The sequence below is a fragment of the Methanothermobacter defluvii genome, from assembly GCF_003385755.1.
Lineage (GTDB): Archaea > Methanobacteriota > Methanobacteria > Methanobacteriales > Methanothermobacteraceae > Methanothermobacter > Methanothermobacter thermautotrophicus.
Window position 1 is genome coordinate 295675 of the sequence record NZ_QREL01000002.1, and the last position, 18697, is coordinate 314371.

At 50.5% G+C, this 18697-nt stretch carries 21 protein-coding genes and 2 tRNA genes; 12 read left to right on the forward strand and 11 right to left on the reverse strand.

What is annotated here, in order from left to right:
• Nucleotides 1–84 precede the first annotated feature (84 nt).
• The 4 genes from C7452_RS07260 to C7452_RS07275 all read left to right on the forward strand — a co-directional run bounded on the left by C7452_RS07260 (nucleotide 85) and on the right by C7452_RS07275 (nucleotide 4407).
• Nucleotides 85–1809, forward strand: a complete 1725-nt coding sequence (locus C7452_RS07260; RefSeq protein ID WP_115892694.1) for an acetolactate synthase large subunit — start codon at nucleotides 85–87, stop codon at nucleotides 1807–1809.
• Nucleotide 1810: 1 nt separating this feature from the next.
• On the forward strand, nucleotides 1811–2308 hold the full coding sequence (gene ilvN / locus C7452_RS07265; protein ID WP_115892695.1) for an acetolactate synthase small subunit: 498 nt from the start codon (nucleotides 1811–1813) through the stop codon (nucleotides 2306–2308).
• 90 nt (nucleotides 2309–2398) lie between these two features.
• Complete coding sequence (gene ilvC / locus C7452_RS07270; protein WP_048061053.1) at nucleotides 2399–3385, forward strand: ketol-acid reductoisomerase; 987 nt, start codon at nucleotides 2399–2401, stop codon at nucleotides 3383–3385.
• A gap of 29 nt (nucleotides 3386–3414) precedes the next feature.
• Entirely contained in the window at nucleotides 3415–4407 is a 993-nt protein-coding gene (locus tag C7452_RS07275; RefSeq protein WP_115892696.1) for a methanogenesis marker 12 protein, read from the forward strand.
• 35 nt (nucleotides 4408–4442) lie between these two features.
• Here C7452_RS07275 and C7452_RS07280 read toward each other — a convergent pair whose 3' ends face one another.
• The 6 genes from C7452_RS07280 to surE form a co-directional block, all read right to left on the reverse strand.
• Nucleotides 4443–4646: an LSM domain-containing protein gene (locus C7452_RS07280; protein ID WP_010877050.1), complete on the reverse strand. Its 204-nt coding sequence runs from the start codon at nucleotides 4644–4646 to the stop codon at nucleotides 4443–4445.
• 174 nt (nucleotides 4647–4820) lie between these two features.
• A complete protein-coding gene (locus C7452_RS07285) occupies nucleotides 4821–5138 on the reverse strand; it encodes a hypothetical protein (protein WP_115892697.1) in 318 nt (105 codons plus the stop codon).
• Nucleotides 5135–5419 (reverse strand): winged helix-turn-helix domain-containing protein, encoded by a 285-nt coding sequence (locus C7452_RS07290; RefSeq protein ID WP_048061051.1) that lies wholly within the window; start codon nucleotides 5417–5419, stop codon nucleotides 5135–5137. Before C7452_RS07290 ends, C7452_RS07285 begins: the two co-directional genes overlap by 4 nt.
• Nucleotides 5420–5614: 195 nt before the next feature.
• Nucleotides 5615–6289, reverse strand: coding sequence for a hypothetical protein (locus C7452_RS07295; RefSeq protein WP_115892698.1), 675 nt, complete (start codon nucleotides 6287–6289; stop codon nucleotides 5615–5617).
• Complete coding sequence (locus C7452_RS07300; RefSeq protein ID WP_115892699.1) at nucleotides 6286–6600, reverse strand: hypothetical protein; 315 nt, start codon at nucleotides 6598–6600, stop codon at nucleotides 6286–6288. The genes C7452_RS07295 and C7452_RS07300 overlap by 4 nt, the downstream gene beginning before the upstream one ends.
• A 166-nt stretch (nucleotides 6601–6766) precedes the next feature.
• On the reverse strand, nucleotides 6767–7543 hold the full coding sequence (gene surE / locus C7452_RS07305; RefSeq protein ID WP_048175979.1) for a 5'/3'-nucleotidase SurE: 777 nt from the start codon (nucleotides 7541–7543) through the stop codon (nucleotides 6767–6769).
• Nucleotides 7544–7753: 210 nt separating this feature from the next.
• Between surE and C7452_RS07310 the strand changes: the two genes are divergently transcribed.
• Nucleotides 7754–8518: a restriction endonuclease gene (locus C7452_RS07310; RefSeq protein ID WP_052457394.1), complete on the forward strand. Its 765-nt coding sequence runs from the start codon at nucleotides 7754–7756 to the stop codon at nucleotides 8516–8518.
• An 81-nt stretch (nucleotides 8519–8599) separates the two neighbouring features.
• Here C7452_RS07310 and C7452_RS07315 read toward each other — a convergent pair whose 3' ends face one another.
• From C7452_RS07315 to C7452_RS07325, 3 genes are all read right to left on the reverse strand, one after another.
• Nucleotides 8600–9220, reverse strand: a complete 621-nt coding sequence (locus C7452_RS07315; RefSeq protein WP_048175977.1) for an NPXTG-anchored protein — start codon at nucleotides 9218–9220, stop codon at nucleotides 8600–8602.
• A gap of 218 nt (nucleotides 9221–9438) precedes the next feature.
• Nucleotides 9439–9510, reverse strand: a tRNA-Val gene (locus C7452_RS07320).
• Nucleotides 9511–9534: 24 nt separating this feature from the next.
• Nucleotides 9535–9606, reverse strand: a tRNA-Val gene (locus C7452_RS07325).
• 166 nt (nucleotides 9607–9772) lie between these two features.
• Here C7452_RS07325 and ilvE point away from each other — a divergent pair.
• Both ilvE and uppP read left to right on the forward strand, forming a co-directional pair.
• On the forward strand, nucleotides 9773–10693 hold the full coding sequence (gene ilvE / locus C7452_RS07330) for a branched-chain-amino-acid transaminase (RefSeq protein ID WP_115892700.1): 921 nt from the start codon (nucleotides 9773–9775) through the stop codon (nucleotides 10691–10693).
• A gap of 44 nt (nucleotides 10694–10737) precedes the next feature.
• Complete coding sequence (gene uppP, locus C7452_RS07335; protein ID WP_048175975.1) at nucleotides 10738–11568, forward strand: undecaprenyl-diphosphatase UppP; 831 nt, start codon at nucleotides 10738–10740, stop codon at nucleotides 11566–11568.
• Between the two features lie 112 nt (nucleotides 11569–11680).
• Here uppP and C7452_RS07340 read toward each other — a convergent pair whose 3' ends face one another.
• Nucleotides 11681–12322 (reverse strand): hypothetical protein, encoded by a 642-nt coding sequence (locus C7452_RS07340; protein ID WP_048175973.1) that lies wholly within the window; start codon nucleotides 12320–12322, stop codon nucleotides 11681–11683.
• A gap of 22 nt (nucleotides 12323–12344) precedes the next feature.
• A complete protein-coding gene (gene cobT, locus C7452_RS07345) occupies nucleotides 12345–13418 on the reverse strand; it encodes a nicotinate mononucleotide-dependent phosphoribosyltransferase CobT (protein ID WP_048175971.1) in 1074 nt (357 codons plus the stop codon).
• A 94-nt stretch (nucleotides 13419–13512) separates the two neighbouring features.
• Between cobT and C7452_RS07350 the strand changes: the two genes are divergently transcribed.
• From C7452_RS07350 to C7452_RS07370, 5 genes are all read left to right on the forward strand, one after another.
• A complete protein-coding gene (locus tag C7452_RS07350; protein WP_115892701.1) occupies nucleotides 13513–15117 on the forward strand; it encodes a bifunctional N(6)-L-threonylcarbamoyladenine synthase/serine/threonine protein kinase in 1605 nt (534 codons plus the stop codon).
• Between the two features lie 61 nt (nucleotides 15118–15178).
• Nucleotides 15179–15742 carry an XTP/dITP diphosphatase gene (locus C7452_RS07355; RefSeq protein ID WP_115892702.1) on the forward strand — a complete coding sequence of 188 codons (564 nt, stop codon included), beginning with the start codon at nucleotides 15179–15181 and terminating at the stop codon, nucleotides 15740–15742.
• The gene (locus C7452_RS07360) at nucleotides 15742–16143 is read left to right on the forward strand and encodes a 30S ribosomal protein S15 (protein WP_048061047.1); all 402 of its coding nucleotides are present in this window, start codon (nucleotides 15742–15744) and stop codon (nucleotides 16141–16143) included. The genes C7452_RS07355 and C7452_RS07360 overlap by 1 nt, the downstream gene beginning before the upstream one ends.
• The gene (locus C7452_RS07365; RefSeq protein ID WP_115892703.1) at nucleotides 16109–17482 is read left to right on the forward strand and encodes a single-stranded-DNA-specific exonuclease RecJ; all 1374 of its coding nucleotides are present in this window, start codon (nucleotides 16109–16111) and stop codon (nucleotides 17480–17482) included. The genes C7452_RS07360 and C7452_RS07365 overlap by 35 nt, the downstream gene beginning before the upstream one ends.
• Before the next feature lie 27 nt (nucleotides 17483–17509).
• Entirely contained in the window at nucleotides 17510–18691 is a 1182-nt protein-coding gene (locus C7452_RS07370; protein WP_281270466.1) for an aconitase X catalytic domain-containing protein, read from the forward strand.
• The last annotated feature ends 6 nt before the right edge of the window (nucleotides 18692–18697 follow it).

An 18697-nucleotide genomic window follows, 5' to 3' on the forward strand; every position in this document is an offset into this window, starting at 1 on the left:
AATCTTAGCACTTATTTGAAAGTATATATTTTATAGGAAATATGTCATTAATAATAATGACAGATTCCGTTCAAGGTGTTTCCAATGAAAGGTGGCCAGGCAATAATCAGATCACTTCTGGATCAGGGAGCAGACACCGTATTCGGATACCCCGGTGGACAGTTACTGCCACTCTATGATATGCTCTATGATTCTGAACTTAAACACATCCTCGTAAGACATGAACAGTGCGCAGCACACGCTGCAGACGGATATGCAAGGGCCTCAGGAAGGGTGGGGGTCTGCATAGCTACCTCCGGTCCCGGGGCAACAAACCTTGTAACAGGCATTGCAACGGCCTACATGGACTCAGCCCCCATCGTGGCCATTGCAGGTCAGGTCCCAACACACCTCATTGGAAATGATGCATTCCAGGAGGTGGACATGATAGGGATAACCATGCCCATCACCAAGCACAGTTTCCAGCCATCAGACGCCAGCGAGATACCTGCAATTGTCAGGGCAAGCTTCCACATAGCAAAGACAGGACGGCCAGGACCGGTTGTTATAGACCTCCCCAAGGATATACAGGAACAGGAGATCATGGAGGAGGTTGATGACCTGGAGCTCCCAGGGTACAGGCCCAATGTAAAGGGCCACCCCCTCCAGATAAAGAGGGCCGCTGAACTCATAAGGAGGTCAGAAAAACCCGTCATACTTGCTGGTGGAGGAGTTATAATATCAGGGGCGTCCAGGGAGATAAAGGAATTATCAGATCTCATAAAGGCCCCGGTGACAACAACACTCCTTGGTAAGGGTTCCTTTCCTGAGGACCACCCTTCAGCCATGGGTATGCTCGGCATGCACGGCCGCAAGGTGGCGAACCTGACAGTGGACGAATGCGACTGCCTCATAGCCGTTGGATGCAGATTCTCAGACCGTACAACAGGGAACGTTGCAGAATTCGCCCCCAACGCCAGGATAATACACGTCGACATCGACCCCGCTGAGATAGGTAAGAACGTTGGAGTTGATGTCCCCATCGTTGGAGATGCAGGAAACGTCCTCAGGGAACTCATAGCAAAACTCAAAAAATATGAGAAGAGGGACAGCCAATGGCTTGAAAGCGTCCAGAAATTCCGCGCCGATTGCATGCCAAGGATGAGCTATGATGATGTGCCCCTGAAGCCCCAGCAGGTTATAAAGGAGATAAGCCAGGTCCTTGATGACGAGACAGTCGTTACAACGGATGTGGGACAGAACCAGATGTGGATGGCCCACTTCTACACGTCCCGTGCCCCCAGAAAGTTCATATCATCAGGAGGCCTTGGAACAATGGGCTTCGGTTTTCCAGCCGCCATAGGTGCCAAGGTGGCGCTACCTGATAGTGACGTTGTTGCAGTGTGCGGTGACGGCGGATTCCTCATGGTCTGCCAGGACCTTGCAACCATAAGGGAATACGACATCCCGGTGGTGATATGTATCATGGACAACAGGCACCTTGGAATGGTGGCGCAGTGGCAGCGCCTCTTCTATGATGAGAGAATGTCCCATACACACCTGGGCGAAGTTCCGGACTTTGTGAAGCTGGCTGAATCATTTGGAGTGGATGCTGAGAGGATAGAAAAACCCGGTGAAACCTCTGAAGCTCTTTCAAGGGCAATAAGGTCTGGTGAACCTGCCCTCCTTGATATAGTGATAGATCCTGATGAGATACTCCCCATGGTCCCCCCCGGCTGTGGTCTCACCGAGATAGTGGGGGAGTACCGGGTTGAAAGGGAGGACCCCCAGGAAATTAAATACTCCCCAGGGAAGGAGGATGGTGATTGAGATGGAACCCGATACCCATATCATAAGCGCCCTCGTGGAGCACAAACCAGGAGTGCTCCAGCGAGTTGCAGGACTCTTCACAAGACGTGGATTCAACATTGAAAACATAACGGTCGGGGAATCAGAAACCCCCGGCATTGCCAGGATGACCATAATCGCCAGGGGCGACGACAGGGTGCTTGAGCAGATAACAAAGCAGCTGAACAAGCTTATAGACGTCATAAAGGTCAGGGACCTTGAACCCGCGGCAACTGTTAAGAGGGAGCTCTGCATGGTCAAGGTCCACGCCCCATCAGAGAGTGAAAGGTCAGAGATAATACAGTACACCAACATATTCAGGGGGAGGATAGTGGATGTGAGTCCCGATGCCCTGACAGTTGAGGTTACAGGGGACTCTGAAAAGATAGACGCCTTCCTGGAGCTTCTGAGGAACTTTGGAATAAAGGAACTCACAAGGACAGGGCCAACTGCAATGTCCCGTGGAAGCAGGACAATGTGATGCTCAATGCGGAAAAATTCCGGATCAGACCGAGACTCCCATAAATTTTATTTTAAATGAGCTGTTAATTAGAACTTGAGGAGGTTTTTTATGAAGATCTACTATGAAAATGACATTGACATGGAGATACTAGCAGATAAAAAGATAGCGGTTATAGGTTACGGGAGCCAGGGCGAAGCCCAGGCCAGGAACATGGCTGACAGCGGACTCAACGTGATAGTTGGACTCAGAAGGGGGGGTAGCTCCTGGAAGAAGGCCCATGATGATGGCATGAATGTCATGACCATCGAGGACGCCTCAAGGGAGGCCGACATCATACACATACTCATACCCGATGAGATACAGGAAACCGTTTTCGAACAGTCAATAAGGCCCTACCTCAAGGAGGGTAACACCATATCCTTCTCACATGGATACAACATACACTACGGCTACATAAAGGCACCCGAAGGAGTCAACGTTACAATGGTGGCCCCGAAGGGTCCGGGTGCCATGGTAAGGAGGACCTACCTTGAGGGCTTCGGCATACCCGGCCTTGTGGCTGTTGAGGTTGATGCAACAGGCGATGCAATGGAGCAGGCACTTGCAATGGCAAAGGCATGTGGACTTGCCAGGGCAGGGGTCCTTGAGACGACCTTCAGGGAGGAAACAGAGACAGACCTGTTCGGTGAGCAGGCTGTGCTCTGTGGTGGTGTCACAGAACTCATAAACACGGCATTCAAAACCCTTGTGAGAGCCGGTTACCAGCCAGAGATAGCCTACTTTGAAACCTGCCATGAACTCAAACTCATAGTGGACCTCATCTATGAGAGGGGATTCAGGGGGATGTGGCACAATGTGAGTAACACCGCAGAGTTCGGCGGCCTTACAAGGAGAGGAAGGATCATAACAGAGGAGACTGAGAAGGAAATGGATGAGATCCTCAAGGAGATCCAGAACGGTAAATTCGCCAAGGAGTGGGCCCTTGAGAACAGGGCGGGTGCCCCCATGCTCAAGAGGATGAGGAAGCTGGAGAGTGAACTGGAGATAGAGGAAGTCGGGTCAAAGCTGAGGAAACTCTGCGGACTCGAGAAGTAAACCCCCTTAACCTCTTTCAGGTGGTTGGTTTGGTATTCGTGGGTATGGACCATGGGACCACGGGTGTCTCCTTCACCATCCTCGGTGATGATGCTGAACACTTCAAGATAGGGAGGGAGGACCTATCAGCAGGTAGAGCCTCTGCCCTTGATGAACTCAAAGATAGGGTTCCCCTCAACGAGATAGACCTCATGGCAATAACCTATGCCATGGGTGACGCCATAAGCACCATAAAGCCCATTGAGAGGGTGAAGAACAGGGGTATAATCTCCATTGGAGGGGCAGGTAAGGTCACAGGCGGTGGAACAGCAGTATACAGTGAAATCGAATCATCGGGGATACCCACCCTCCTCATACCTGGCCTCCACCGGAACACGCCCTGCCTTGATGAAAGGTTCAGGGCAGCCTACTCCCACCATGCGAGCCCCGAGAAGGTGAGTATCTGCTACAATGCATACCTTGAGACCGGCTGGGAGAATATGATTGTATCGGACATAAGTTCAAATACCGTCACGATGCTGATACAGGATGGCAGGATAGTCGGTGCCCTGGATGCATGTGTAGGTGCCATGGGAGTTATACACGGACCCCTTGACCTTGAAATGCTCAGGAAGATAGACGATGGTGAGAAAACAGCGAATGAGTGTTTTTCACATGCAGGAGCAGTTAAGATAGCAGGTATCGACACAAAGGTCTCAAGGGCCAGAGAGGAACTCCTTGAGATGTACCTTGCAGGTCGGGATGAGGCGAGGCTTGCCCTCGATACCATGCTGATGACCATTGCCATGGAGATATGGGGACTTGCAGGTATCTCCAGTGGAATCGATGGAATCGTCCTCACGGGATCTGTTGGTGCCATGAGGGAACCCTATGACTTCTATGAAAAGCTGAAGGATATGGTGAAGGAAATCGCAGATGTAAGGTGTACGGATCCCACCTCAGGCTCCATGGGAAGTGCCCAGATAGCAAGAGACATATATAATGGTAAAAGGGAGATCCTTGGAATAGAGGTGGAGGTTTAGCTACCAGTTCTTTGCCAGATAAAATCAGTGACTACTTATTCCATGGCTATGAAGGCTATCTTGGTGCCCTTAATAAACTGGAGACCCTCTTCTGTCTGTAGAACCGTGTTAAGGTAGTTGTCGATTGATATGAGTTTTCCCCTTGTCTCTTCATTGTTCTTCAGGGTGAGTAGAACGTTCTTATTTTTAAATTTCAGAAACTGTTTGTTAACCCTGAATTCCTTGTCACTGCCCTTCATTATTAATCCCCTTAACTGATTTAGTAATCATATAATGATTCACATATATATAGTTCACAGCCTTAAATCTCCAGCACGGACCAGACACCTGTAATGATTCACATACACTTCACAGGCTTACTCCCTCAGCACAGACCACTGCCCATCTAAGGTAACGCAGCCACCAGACACAGACTATTCCCATGCTATCCTCAGGAGTACTGTTAAAGCTGCAAACTGGCATATATTAACACTCAGAACAGGAAATCCGATTCCATGACCCCGGAATCCTTCCCTCGTTATCATGAAGATTATGAATATTGTGTTCTGCAATATAAGAAGGACTGTGAAGGCCACCAGTCCCAGTGTGAAGCTGGACTTTATCTTCCTGTAGCTTGAAAGATAAATTCCGAGAAGGATCATGAGAAGGAAAACATTCAAAAGCCCCACTATTATGGCCAGGAACGTGAAGTTCTGGTCCTGAATGAAATCATGGGCACCCCTTCCCCTCATTCGCACACCTCGATTCTGCTCCATATCTCCTCAAAGAGGGGGTAATTATCCTCCATTACATCTGAAAGAAAGTACATTTTACCATACCTCTCCCCCGAGGATACTATGATCTTATTCTTCTCAAGGACCCTCAGATGATGCTGAACTGTCTTGTAGTCAAGTCCCAGTGCCTCGGCCAGCTGGTTGTTATTGTATGGTCTCTCATGCAGCATCCGGATTATCCTCCCACGGTTGTGACCTCCCCTTGTACCTGCAAGAAGCCACCATAACAACCTCTTCATAGGGACCACATTCAAGTTCTGGATGGAGTTATGGTGGTCCCTCCAGATATCACTTTCTTATTCACCGGTGAAGCAGCGTCTTTGATATGCTGCTCCAGCTGATTATCAACTGGCTTTCTGAGTGCAGAATGTTGATCTCCGCCTGAAATCCGCTCTCGGCCGCGCCATTGCAGCTGCCAGAGAGGAATTCATGTTTTAAGGGGATGATATCTGATTTTTGATGTGCCTGAAAATCCCCCTGAATTGCTTCCAGTATATGTGTATGTGGATTAATGTTCCTATGACCATGAGGATTGCCAGTTCGGCGTGCCAGTAGGTAAACGATGGGTTAAGAGCCGTTTTTATGCCGAAGCGTATGAAGAGGAGGAGGAGAACCCCTGTGACTCCAGTCCCTGCATAGCCAGCTGTCAGGATAATATTCCAGATCCTCCTGTGCACTGATCCCCTGATACGGCCACTCCCCATCAGGTAGAGTGTGATCATATAAGCCGCGATCAGGATGAGGCTCAGGGGTATGAGATGATAATCTGTGGTGGGTTCCTCCACTGAGGGATGCTGCAGTGTTTCATCTGGAGCATCAACCCCCACACTGTGACCTGAATCGTCTGAAGCCGCCGTGGAATCATCTGAGGTGCTCTGATCATTAGAGCTGTCCCGGGATGTATCACCAGAGGTGCTGTAATCTGTGGTTGACTGTGATAGGTCACATATCCCGTCTCCGTTAAGATCCGTGAACCTGGGGCACTGTCCTGGGTAGGGGTCATTCACAAGTCCATAGGGACAGGAAGCACTACATGCTACGCCAGCCGCCATGATACCTGCGAAGGGCAATACCCCGGTTAGAGTTCTTAAAATTCTCCTGATTCTCATTTTCCCACCCCAATTATTCTCTTCAAACTCCCCCTGTAGCAGTGAAAGTGGAAAACTGTGAGGGGTATGAGCGCAATCCCGGCCTCCACGTGCCAGTAGAGCAGCTGCGGGTTGAGGTAAAACTTCACACCGGCTTCAGTAAGCAGCATGAGGACGAAGCCCCCAATTCCGGATATGGTAAATGCCAGCAGTATTACGAGATTCCAGAGGTTCACATGAAGGGCCCTGCCTATAAAACCCGTCCTGTAGAGTAAATAGGTGACCATATAAAGTCCCGTGACGGGTATTGCCGGTAAAATACTGTATCCCATCCTGTTATCACCTTTAAGTTCTCTTTTTATAATGGATGGGTATGCCTCTTAAAAGAAATTTTTCCGGATTTAGACCCAGATCTCCACCAGATTCACAGGTATAACAGGTCACGGTTGGGACCTGGATGGCTGTGGATAAAAAATTTTTAAAAATTAGTTCCATGCTCTAATCAAGCCAGCCCTCCATTGAGTCAGGGCCTGCTGTGCAGTCGAGTGATATGGGGGTGAGGGTGGCGGTGTTTTCAGCCTTAAGTGTGTGGACATCTGTACCCGGAAGGTCTGTACCTGCAGGGTCACCATCTATCCAGTAGTATGGGCGTCCACGGGGATCCAGCCTTTTCTTTATGTGAACATTGTACATCCGGTCCCCCAGCCTCGTGAGCCTTATCTCATCGCTTGCTGGATGAGAGGGGACATTCAGATTCAGGAAGTCAACACCCTCAGGGAGTCCCCTCCTGAGTATCCTCGATGCAACCCTCCCTGTGAGTTCAGCTGCCAGTGAAAAGTCAACGTCAACATGGCCGTCATGGAACTTGATATCACCCCGTCTCACTTGGAGAGAAACTGCCAGGGATGGCACCCCATGCACTGCAGCCTCCATTGCCGCCCCTATTGTCCCTGATGTTGTCAGTTCTGATTTACCAAGGTTCTCACCCATATTTATCCCTGATATCACGAGGTCGGGCTTTTCATCCATAAGCTCGAATATCCCTATGATAACAGCGTCGGTGGGTGTCCCCGAAACAGCATAGGCCCCTGATCCATCCCTGAGGGTGACCTCACTTACCCTCACAGGTTCAAAGAGTGTCAGAGCATGGCCTATCCCGCTCTGCTGGGTGGCGGGGGCCACTATGATTGTCTCCCCAAGGTCCTCAACGGCCCTTCTTGCTGCAATGATGCCTGAAGAGTTAACTCCATCATCATTTGTTATAAGAATCTTCATTGCTGATCATCTTCCTCCATTTGAACTAAACTGATACCAATCATCATTATCTTATGCTCAATTATGTTAATTCTCGCCCTTATCTTCTTCTATGGATCCAAAAAACTGATGGTTGATCTTCATCAATAATCATCTCTATCTTTTTATAGTCTTTATATCAAATTTTAAGTATATCTTATAACATAGCTCTATTAAGTCTAACCCCGGCAGGTGGAAGAATTGAAGAAACAGAAACTGGTGGATTTTATTGCCAAGGTCATGGAGGATTCTGGTTTTAAGGTTTACAAGGACTTCAGGACCTCCCAGCATATAGTGGATATCTACGGAATTCTTCCAACCGCCCTCGGGGACATCGGGGTCGTTGTTGCCTGTAAGAATTATGATGAAAACTGGAAGGTTGGAATGGATGTTCTGAAGGAAATGGAAATGGCTGCAAAGACCCTCAAGGCATCCAAGGTCGTAATTGTAACGACATCTGATTTCTCATCCCAGGCAAGAAATTATGCTGTGAAGAGAAACATGAAGCTCATAGATAGGAAGGGCCTTATACGGATTGCAGAGGACTTCTCAAAGAAAATCCAGGTCCCTGAAGAGGAGGATGAGGAGTACCCTGATGAGGAGGAGGTTGAGGTCTACACTCCCCCATCAAACATATTCCACACTACACCCCAGAGGGGGGTTCTATCAAGAAGGGAGAGCCGCAAACCTCTGGCTCCAGTTATAAGGGGTCTGATGCAGAACACCATAATACTTATCCTGACAGTTGTTGCTGTGTCATTCATCATTGCGACCCTTCTGCAGCTTGCGGCTGGTCTTGGAACGAGCCTCACCGGTGTTTTGAAGCTGATGATCGCAGCAGCCCTATCCTATGGTATACCCTACCTGGTGGAGGAGGACGGTGCCGTTATAATGATAAAGGGTACGATAGTATTTTTCAGTTCACTCCTTCTGCTGGTCATCCTGATACTGATCTGATTCCCGTCACCAAAAAAACAGGTATCTGCAGTATATGCGCAATGGCAAAGCAACCTTGAATCAAAAAAATAAATTTTTGGGTTATCTTCTTGAGATAACCATTCCTGCTCCAAGTATGCCTATTCCAGCCACAAGTAAACCTGCTGCTGCGCCTGTCTCCTGCATTGGGACCATTCCTGCTCCAGCTGCTGGAACTTCCTGAGATTCCTTTATTATGATTGTTGCAGTGTCATTATTGTTTGTGGTATTGAGGTCTGGCTGATCCCCTGAGATTGTTGCTGTGAACTGTGAGGTCCCGGACGCCGTGGCCCTCTGGTGCACAACAAGTTTGTAGACCGCGCCCACAGGTAGGTTCCCGATGGTCCACCGGCTGGTCAATGGGTCGTAGGATGGATCATTGTAGATCCAGTTTGCCCCACTGTCCCATGAAACCTCATGTTCAAGGTACTCAAAGGGATACTGACTGCTCCTTGTTATATCGACCTTCACTCCGGTTGCATTTCCAGGGCCGAGGTTTGTGACTGCAACTCCCTCAAAGACCTCATCGCCAACGCTGGCAGTGGTTATAATGTTTTCATCAAGATCAAGGTATTCTGCGTCCACTGCAAGATCTGAATTTGCCTGTAAGTTGTCATCAGTTTCCTGGGCAGCTGCAGCGCCCATGGCAAGGAAAATCATGGCAACCAAAAGAAATCTGTACATTTTTCACCCCCCCCCAAATTCTAACATCGGAAAAATAAATTCCAATGTACTGTTTGTTATTTATCTTTCATTGATAATATATTTGGTGGTGAATAATCAAAAGCACCGGTCCCTGGCACTGCCTTAATAGTGCTGCCTCCAGACCATATTCCTGTGAGCACTGAATGCATTAAATAAGTTTGAGAGTGGCGTGTGCCTCTGAAAAAATGAAAATCCAGTGGGCCGGACGAGATTCGAACTCGTGACCACCTCGGTGTGAGCGAGGTATCATACCCCTAGACCACCGGCCCCTCTGAAGCCCGAAGAATAATAAATGGGCCGGACGAGATTCGAACTCGTGACCACCTCGTTGTAAGCGAGGTATCATACCCCTAGACCACCGGCCCTCAGTGTGACTTTAAATTTTCACAATATATAAAGTTTTCCGGTTATGGAGAGCATTAATATAAACCTCCGACCATAACATACCCCACTAAAGTTTTCCGGTTATGGAGAGCATTATATAGGCCTCCAACCATAACCTATCCTAGTAAATCACCTGAGGTTATTATCATGTCATGCGAAGCCAGTGGAAAGATATGGTTAAACGGTGAAATGGTTGAATGGGAAGAAGCCACCGTCCACGTACTCTCACATGTTGTGCATTATGGATCATCTGTCTTTGAGGGAATAAGGTGCTACAGGAACAGTAAGGGGTCAGCCATCTTCCGTTTGCGGGAGCATGTTAAACGCCTTTTTGATTCTGCAAAGATATACCGGATGGACATACCCTACACCCAGGATCAGATATCTGATGCCATAGTTGAGACCGTCAGGGAGAACGGACTTGAGGAGTGCTATATAAGACCCGTGGTATTCCGGGGATACGGTGAGATGGGTGTTCACCCGGTGAACTGCCCAGTGGACGTCGCTGTGGCTGCCTGGGAATGGGGGGCCTATCTGGGTGCAGAGGCCCTTGAGGTTGGTGTCGATGCTGGTGTTTCAACCTGGCGGAGGATGGCACCAAACACAATGCCCAACATGGCAAAGGCCGGCGGTAACTACCTCAACTCACAGCTTGCCAAGATGGAGGCTGTGAGACACGGCTATGATGAGGCCATAATGCTGGACTACCATGGCTACATAAGTGAGGGTAGCGGGGAGAACATATTCCTCGTCAGTGAGGGTGAAATTTACACCCCCCCTGTTTCATCATCCCTTCTGAGGGGGATAACAAGGGACTCCGTAATAAAGATAGCCAGGACCGAGGGTGTTACCGTGCATGAGGAACCCATAACCAGGGAGATGCTCTACATCGCAGATGAGGCCTTCTTCACAGGTACAGCCGCAGAGATAACACCCATCAGATCAGTTGATGGCATAGAGATAGGTGCCGGGCGAAGGGGTCCCGTGACAAAGCTGCTGCAGGATGAGTTCTTCAGGATAATCAGGGCAGAGACAGAGGACAGCTTCGGATGGCTCACCTACATCTGATGACGAGGTTATAAGTGATAACTTATAAGTTAAAAGTGATGTTCATGGACGTTTTTCAGGCCATAGTCATTGGAACAGTGCAGGGTTTGACCGAATTCCTGCCAGTAAGCAGCTCAGGCCACCTGGTGCTGGTGCCGGAACTTATGGGTGTTAGCTCCAGCCTTGCATTCGACACCGTGCTGCATGTGGGCACACTGGTGGCTGTCGTTGGATACTTCTGGAACGATATAGTTCACATGCTGGGGGCCTTCCTCTCAAGTCTGAGGGACATCCCCGCAGGTAGATTCAGGAGGGGAATCATTGAGGATCCCTTCAAGAGGCTTGCCTGGATGGTGATCATCGGTACTGTGCCGGCCGGCCTTGCTGGTGTACTGTTCAAGGACTTCTTTGAGTCACTTTTCAGCAGTTTAACCGCCGTGGGATTCTTCCTGCTGGTCACAGGCTTTCTGCTGTGGGGATCAGAGAATATCAGCAGGCGTGTGAGGAAGAAGCTTCCAGTTGAAAAACTCGGTGTCAGGGAGTCACTCATAATAGGGTGTGCCCAGGCCCTTGCCATAGCACCCGGCATATCACGTTCAGGTGCAACAATCTCTGCGGGCCTGTTTCTCGGCTTTGAGAGGGAACTTGCAGCAAGGTACAGCTTCCTCCTCTCCATACCCGCGATACTCGGGGCCGCCCTCATCCAGGTCAAGGACATTGGAGCCGGAATGGACCTCCTGGGTGCCAGCATGGTTGCAGGGTTTGCTGCAGCGGCTGTGTCAGGTTACATAGCCATAAAGTTCCTCCTTAAACTCATAAAGGAGAGGGACCTCTACATATTCGCCTACTACTGCTGGGCACTGGGTATCCTGATCCTTGCAGCCGCCCTCATCTAATGGTGAAGACGTATCCGCACCACCTTTTTTTATTCAAAGCTGTTCATTTTCTTAAAGCAGATGCATAAAGGTTAAAGGGTTTCAGATACCAAGCTCCTGAATCGATTAAAAATCAGAGTTCCACAGAGAATACATGGGTATAGAAGTATCTCCATGATACCGGTCCATGGGTGAGGTTATAAACCCACCAGGTACTCCAGAAGACCTCCAGAATTGCTGCAATGGCGAATAAAAGTATTATAAGTGGGATAAGGTATGCAAGGTTCTCCCTGAGGGCTGTGACGAGAGGTCGTCTGGACCTGTGCTGGATGGCCCCGAGGAGGGACCTCACAAATACAAGGGCTGCCTGAAGTGAAAGTAGGCACCCTGTGACCTCAAGGTGCAGGTGCAGTGTCCCCGCATAGATCAGGAGCCCCCTGACACCCCACCTCACCAGAAGGTTATGTAAGATGGCCCCTGCAAGGACGAACATCTTAAGAACAGGATAAAATGTTGCCAGGGAGAATATGAAGACTGTAACCTGGGTTATGTTTGATATGAATATCCAGAACGCAGTTGCTAACAGGTAATCGATGAACTGCTCCCTGAGACCAGGGAATGTGGAGAAGTGGACCACCATGTCCCCTGTGAGGAACCCATAGGCCAGTGGTCTTCCCGAGGCATCCAGTACAAAGCCAAGAATGTAGAGTGCCATTGCAAAGGCAAGAATTCCAGGGTGTGGGATGATCCCATCCCAGCGGGACCCTGAAGTCATCTGGAACCTCCATTAAAGGATTTCAGGCCAGTATTGTATTGCAGAGTTCCTCGATACGCTCCCTCACCATTTCAACGGGTATGCCATGGAGAAGTGCCAGTAGCATGGCGCCGCCGGCCCCAACACCCTCCTTCACAGAACCGTTGAGGTACTCATGGAGCCCCCTGTGCGAGGCAGACCCGAAGTCCGGGTCAACCGCATAGATGTCAATATCACCTATCTGCTCTGCTATCCTGTTTATATCGGAGGTGCTGTCCTCGGCAACGAATATGGTCGTTGCAATTGCTGTATCTGAAAAGTCGAAGTCCGGGTCAATGGCCCTCATAAGGGCGCAGACCGCTGTCATCTGGGTACCCCCTGCAAGGGTCACCGGTACAGTGCTGCCCATGCATATCCCTGCAACCGCAGGTATCATGGGGTCCCCCACTGCCTCCACTGCCCTGAAGGGTTCCCTGGAACAGTCCCCCTTCTCGATCCCTGCATTACTGAGTCCTGCCATCACAACCTCCCTCTTGAGGTCATGTGGGTTGTGGGGCATGCTGGCGCTGACCCTGAAATCAGCATCATATCCCAGGGCCGTTAAAACGCCCAGGGCAGTTGTTGTACCTGCCGGTGTGCTCTCACCCACCACCAGATGCTCTGTGAGGGAGGAGAGGGTCCTTCCAACCATCAACCCCCTCTCATATATCCTTTGAGGTTCGGTGACCGCCCTCCCTGTCCTTATATCACCTCCGGGTTCGGAGTTAATGTTTATATAGGGAACATCAGGTTTAACCGAGGCGCCTGCATCGGCGACCATGAAGGGGACCTCTGCAAGTTCCAGGGCCGCCTTGGTTATCACAGCCGGTGTGGGGGCTGCCTCCCCCTCCACGATGGTCTGGGGTATCTCAGGAAGACACCTGGGGGCATCATGAACTATGAGTTCAACATCAGCTGCTGGAGTGTACTCTGTGAGTTCGGGGCTTGCTCCTGCCCCTGTTATTCCCGGGATTCTTGATGTCTCGGTTGTTGCAACGGCGCAGATGAACAGGGAATCCCTGTCAGTAACACCTTCAAGGTAATTGCCAGAACCATAGATCTTCAGTCCATCAAACATTTCCATTCACCTTTCCAACGATACAATAGTTATAACCGGAGATACATAAATTAGTTACACTCCAGAAGGAGCAGGGTCACAGGTGGTTAATTAAATGTTGTGTCTTGGTATAGAGGGAACTGCAGAGAAGACAGGTGTTGGTATCGTCGATGAGGCTGGAAATGTCCTATCACTGCGGGGAAAGCCACTTATACCTGAAAAGGGAGGTATACATCCCAGGGAGGCTGCTGAACACCATGCAAAATGGATACCCCGTCTCATGGCTGAGGCATGCCGTGATGCAGGTGTTGAACTCGGGGAAATAGGACTGATATCCTTTTCGAGGGGTCCGGGCCTTGGGCCAGCACTCAGGACCGTTGCAACAGCAGCTAGAACACTCGCACTTTCACTTGATGTTCCGATAGTTGGTGTTAACCACTGCATAGGTCACATAGAGATAGGCCGGCTCACCACAGGGGCCAGTGACCCTGTTTCACTCTATGTGAGCGGCGGGAACACCCAGGTCATAGCCTTCAACGAGGGAAGGTACCGTGTCTTCGGTGAAACCCTCGACATAGCCGTCGGTAACATGCTCGACCAGTTTGCAAGGGAATCGGGCCTGGGACACCCGGGCGGTCCGGTCATTGAGCAGCTTGCATTGAAGGCCTCAGAGTACATTGAACTCCCCTACAGCGTTAAGGGGATGGATATATCCTTCTCAGGGCTTCTAACAGCTGCTTTAAGAAAAATGGAGGCTGGTGCAGGCCTTGAGGATCTGGCTTACAGCATCCAGGAGACAGCGTTTTCAATGCTGGTGGAGGTTACAGAGCGGGCCCTGGCATACACAGAAAAGAATCAGGTCCTCCTCTGTGGTGGAGTGGCTGTTAACAGGCGTCTGAGGGATATGCTGAGGGAGATGTGCCAGGAGCACCACGTGGAATTCCACATGCCTCCCCCTGAGTACTGTGGTGATAACGGTGCGATGATTGCCTGGCTCGGTCAGCTCGTCTACAGGTACAGGGGGCCGGATGCCCTGGAGGACACCACGGTGGTGCAGCGTTACCGGACCGATGAGGTGGATGTCCCCTGGATGAGGGAATCAGAGGCAGGAATAGAGCTCCCCCCTGACATCCTGGCCAAGGGTGCCGAGGCAAATATCTACAGGGGCCAGTGGATTGGGAGGCCCTGCATAATAAAGGAGAGGATATCCAAGGGTTACAGAATACCTGAAATTGATCAGAAGCTCAGGTCATCCAGGACCCGGAGGGAGGCCAGGCTCATCAACCAGGCCAAGGGCGCCGGTGTGCAGACACCACTCCTGTTTGATGTCGACCCTGATGGAGGGGTTATGGTCATGGAGGAGGTTCGCGGCACCCCATTCAGGGACGCTGTTGAGGATACAGAGCTCTGTTCAAGGATCGGTGAGGCCATAGGGAGGCTCCACCGGGCGGGTATAATACACGGGGATCTCACAGGATCCAACATAATCATCAGGGGGGGTGATGTGGTCTTCATAGACTTTGGACTCGGGAGGTTCTCAGATGAAATCGAGGATATGGGTGTGGATCTCCTTGTCCTCAAAAAGTCCCTTGAAAGCACCCACTACGCCCTGGCCGGCGAGTGTTTCAGCAGGGTCCTTGAGGGGTACGGCAAGATAATAGATGCTGACATCCAGTCAAAGATAAGGGAGATAGAGTCCCGGGGAAGATACACTGAGTGAGCTCAGAATTAATATCCACACCATACTGAACCCATGAATACACTGAATGAGGAGGTTCATCATGAAGGTAACATTTATAACTGGTAATAAACACAAGTTATCTGAGGCAGAGAAGATATTCCATGGTACTGGAATAGAACTGATGCATGCTGATCTGGGCTACCCGGAACTTCAGGGAACACTTGAGGAGGTGGCCCGTTACGGTGCAGAACATGCTGCCAGGATCATGGATGGTCCTGTGATCGTTGAGGACGCAGGACTGTTTATAAGGGCTCTTAAATGGTTTCCAGGACCCTATTCTGCCTATGTACAGGATACCATAGGAAACCAGGGCATATTAAAGCTCATGGAAAATGTTGAAGATCGCTACGCCGAGTTCAGGTCGGCTGTTGGGTTCTGCACCCCCAACTCCGAACCCGAGGTTTTTTTAGGCGTGGTGAAGGGACGTATAGGTACTGAGGAGCGCGGAACAATGGGTTTCGCCTTCGACCCGTTATTCTATCCTGAAGGGATGGATAAAAGCTTCGGAGAACTCAGTACCTCAGAGAAGAACAGGTTTTCGCATCGAAGCAGGGCCCTTAAAAAATTTGCAGAATGGTACATTGAAAATTATGAGGTGATTTGATGTCTCTAAAACCTGATTGGGTTGAATACTCAAATGAAGAAATAGAGGATCTTATAGTCAAACTATACAGGGAGGGTAACTCCACCAGCAAAATAGGTATAATACTGAGGGACCAGCACGGCATACCCAGCGTAAAGGCCGTTACAGGGCTTAAAATAACACAGATACTTGAGAAGCATGAAATGAAACCTGAATACCCTGAGGACCTCATGAATCTCATAAGGAAGGCTGTTAACATAAGGGATCACCTTAAGGAACACCCAAAGGACCTCCACACAAGGAGGGGCCTTCAGATCGTTGAATCAAAGATAAGGCGCCTTGTCAGGTACTATGTGAGAGAAGGTGTCCTTCCTGAAGGATGGAGATATGACCCACAGAAAGCAGCCCTCCTCGTCAAGTAAACTCCCCGACTCAATTCTCAAGAGGGGTGCAGAGGCCTCAAAGGTCCTTGAGGAGCACCTTGAAAGGGGAAACATAATAAGGATCATCTCCCACAACGACGCAGATGGTCTATCAGCCGCAGGAGTTGTTGCAAGGGCCATTTCATCCATGAATGGTCAGTTCCACATCTCCATCCTCTCCAGGCTGAAGAAGGAGTTCATTAAGAAATTGTCGGGAGAGAAATACTCCCTATTCTTTTTCTGTGATATGGGAAGCGCCTACCTTGAGGAGATATCCCGCCTGAAGGGTGATGTCATCGTCGCTGACCATCATCAGCCCTCTGAATCCGAGGCAGGACCCCATGTTGTTCACATAAACCCTCATCTGCATGGCCTTGATGGTAGCAGGGACCTCAGTGCATCTGGAACGGCCTACCTGGCCACGAGACTCCTTAACAGGGAGACCGCCCCCCTTGCCCTTGTGGGTGCCCTGGGGGACATGCAGTACACTGACGGATTCACCGGTGCAAACAGGTTCATCATGGAGGAGGCTGTTGAAGAGGGTGTCCTTCAGGTCCACAGTGACCTCAAGCTGGCATCAAGGTACACCGAGCCCCTTTACCGTTCCATTGCATACACCTTCAACCCGGCCCTGCCTGGCCTCACCGGGGATATGGAGGCTTCTATGGGCTTCCTTGAGAATATAGGTGTATCCTATGGCGTTAAATATCCTGACCTGTCCCCTGAGGAGAGGGATGTTCTGAGGGATGAACTTACAAGGATAAACCCTGAGATATTCGGAGAGGTATTCACGAGCAGGGAATTCCGGAATATAGGTGACCTCTCTGACATTGCAGGGGTGCTTGATGCCTGTGGAAAGAACCGTAAATATGGCATAGGAATCGGACTGTGCCTCGGTGAAAGGGAAGGTGCCCTTGATGTGGCCCTCGAGCTCCAGAAGAACTACCGTGAGGAGCTTGTGAAGGGCCTTGCATGGATAAGGAGGGAGGGCTCCACCACCCTGGAGAACCTGCAGTACATCTACAGTGAGGATAAGGCCTTCAAGGGGATCATGGGGACCATAGCAAGCATATCACTCTCCCTCAAAATTCTTGACCCTGACATCCCCCTCCTCGGACTTTCACGGATGGATCAGCACGTTAAGGTATCTGCAAGGACAACCAGGCCAGCTGTTGAAAGGGGTGTTAACCTCGGGGTTGCCCTCAGGGATGCCGCCGCAAGTTTTGGTGGTACCGGGGGAGGACATGATATAGCGGCCGGGGCGATGGTGCCCTACAGGGATATGGAGAGTTTTCTGCAGCTTGTTGATGAGATACTGGGGACCCAGACCGGTCCCTGAAGAGACACCATGTGTGGGGTTGGAAAAGTGTACCTTGATAGGACAGAAGAGAGGATGTATGATGGTGAATTCGGTGAGACAGTCCAGCAGAGTATGGAGATACTTGTTGCCCTGGGTGATATCTATGGTGCTGAGAGGATGGTTGACATATCCTCTGCCCAGGTTTCAGGGGTATCCTACAAGACAATAGGGGACGCCGGTCTTGAATACCTGGAGGACCTCCGTGCCAGGGGTGCCGGAGTGAAGGTTGCAAGTACCCTTAACCCTGCGGGGATGGACCTCCAGAGATGGAGGGAGATGGGCTTCTCAGAGGAATTCGCCAGTAGACAGATAAGGATTGTGGAGGCATACTCTGCCATGGATGTCATGAACACCTGCACCTGCACCCCCTACCTCATAGGGAACGTCCCCCTGAGGGGCTCCCATGTTGCCTGGTCAGAGTCCTCTGCAGTTTCCTATGCCAACTCTGTTCTGGGAGCCAGGACCAACCGTGAGGGTGGTCCAGGGGCCCTTGCAGCCGCCATATGCGGTAAGACCCCTGAGTATGGCTACCATCTCCAGGAGAACCGGAGGGCCACCCTGAGGGTTGATGTTGAATGTGAACTCTCAGGATCGGATTACGGGGCCCTGGGTTACATTACAGGAAAAATTGCCGGTGAGGGTGTCCCATATTTCACTTTCAATGGTCATCCATCAGCTGATGACCTCAAGGCCCTTGGGGCTGCCATGGCGTCGTCCGGTGCGGTTGCACTCTACCATGTTGATGGGGTGACACCCGAGTACATGGAAGCCTCTCCTGATGAGGCAGGGGAGAGCATTACGGTTGATGCCGGGGATATACTGGAGGCAAGGGAGGAGCTGTCCACCACTGATGATGATCCTGACCTCATATGCCTGGGGTGCCCCCACTGTTCCCTGGATGAGATCCGGAGGATAGCCTCATTTTTAAGGAAAAATAAGCCTGCCTGTGACCTCTGGGTTTGCACCTCTGCTGCCATAGGAAGTGCTGCCAGCAGGATGGGCTACACAGACGTTATAGAGGCAGCAGGTGGGATGGTTGTATCTGACACCTGCATGGTGGTTGCACCTGTGGAAGATCTTGGCTATGAGGTCCTTGGTGTTGACTCTGCCAAGGCCGCCAACTATGTCCCTGGTATGTGTGGCCTTGATGCCGTCTATGATGACTGGATGAACCTCATCAGACCTTAAAAGTTA

Bases quoted from the DNA above. Each gene is read 5' to 3' on its own strand.
- C7452_RS07260 (WP_115892694.1), top strand. From the start codon at position 85: ATGAAAGGTGGCCAGGCAATAATCAGATCACTTCTGGATCAGGGAGCA.
- ilvN (WP_115892695.1), top strand. From the start codon at position 1,811: ATGGAACCCGATACCCATATCATAAGCGCCCTCGTGGAGCACAAACCA.
- ilvC (WP_048061053.1), top strand. From the start codon at position 2,399: ATGAAGATCTACTATGAAAATGACATTGACATGGAGATACTAGCAGAT.
- C7452_RS07280 (WP_010877050.1), bottom strand. From the start codon at position 4,646: ATGAAGGGCAGTGACAAGGAATTCAGGGTTAACAAACAGTTTCTGAAA.
- C7452_RS07285 (WP_115892697.1), bottom strand. From the start codon at position 5,138: ATGAGGGGAAGGGGTGCCCATGATTTCATTCAGGACCAGAACTTCACG.
- C7452_RS07290 (WP_048061051.1), bottom strand. From the start codon at position 5,419: ATGAAGAGGTTGTTATGGTGGCTTCTTGCAGGTACAAGGGGAGGTCAC.
- C7452_RS07295 (WP_115892698.1), bottom strand. From the start codon at position 6,289: ATGAGAATCAGGAGAATTTTAAGAACTCTAACCGGGGTATTGCCCTTC.
- C7452_RS07300 (WP_115892699.1), bottom strand. From the start codon at position 6,600: ATGGGATACAGTATTTTACCGGCAATACCCGTCACGGGACTTTATATG.
- surE (WP_048175979.1), bottom strand. From the start codon at position 7,543: ATGAAGATTCTTATAACAAATGATGATGGAGTTAACTCTTCAGGCATC.
- C7452_RS07315 (WP_048175977.1), bottom strand. From the start codon at position 9,220: ATGTACAGATTTCTTTTGGTTGCCATGATTTTCCTTGCCATGGGCGCT.
- ilvE (WP_115892700.1), top strand. From the start codon at position 9,773: ATGTCATGCGAAGCCAGTGGAAAGATATGGTTAAACGGTGAAATGGTT.
- uppP (WP_048175975.1), top strand. From the start codon at position 10,738: ATGGACGTTTTTCAGGCCATAGTCATTGGAACAGTGCAGGGTTTGACC.
- C7452_RS07340 (WP_048175973.1), bottom strand. From the start codon at position 12,322: ATGACTTCAGGGTCCCGCTGGGATGGGATCATCCCACACCCTGGAATT.
- cobT (WP_048175971.1), bottom strand. From the start codon at position 13,418: ATGTTTGATGGACTGAAGATCTATGGTTCTGGCAATTACCTTGAAGGT.
- C7452_RS07350 (WP_115892701.1), top strand. From the start codon at position 13,513: ATGTTGTGTCTTGGTATAGAGGGAACTGCAGAGAAGACAGGTGTTGGT.
- C7452_RS07355 (WP_115892702.1), top strand. From the start codon at position 15,179: ATGAAGGTAACATTTATAACTGGTAATAAACACAAGTTATCTGAGGCA.
- C7452_RS07360 (WP_048061047.1), top strand. From the start codon at position 15,742: ATGTCTCTAAAACCTGATTGGGTTGAATACTCAAATGAAGAAATAGAG.
- C7452_RS07365 (WP_115892703.1), top strand. From the start codon at position 16,109: ATGACCCACAGAAAGCAGCCCTCCTCGTCAAGTAAACTCCCCGACTCA.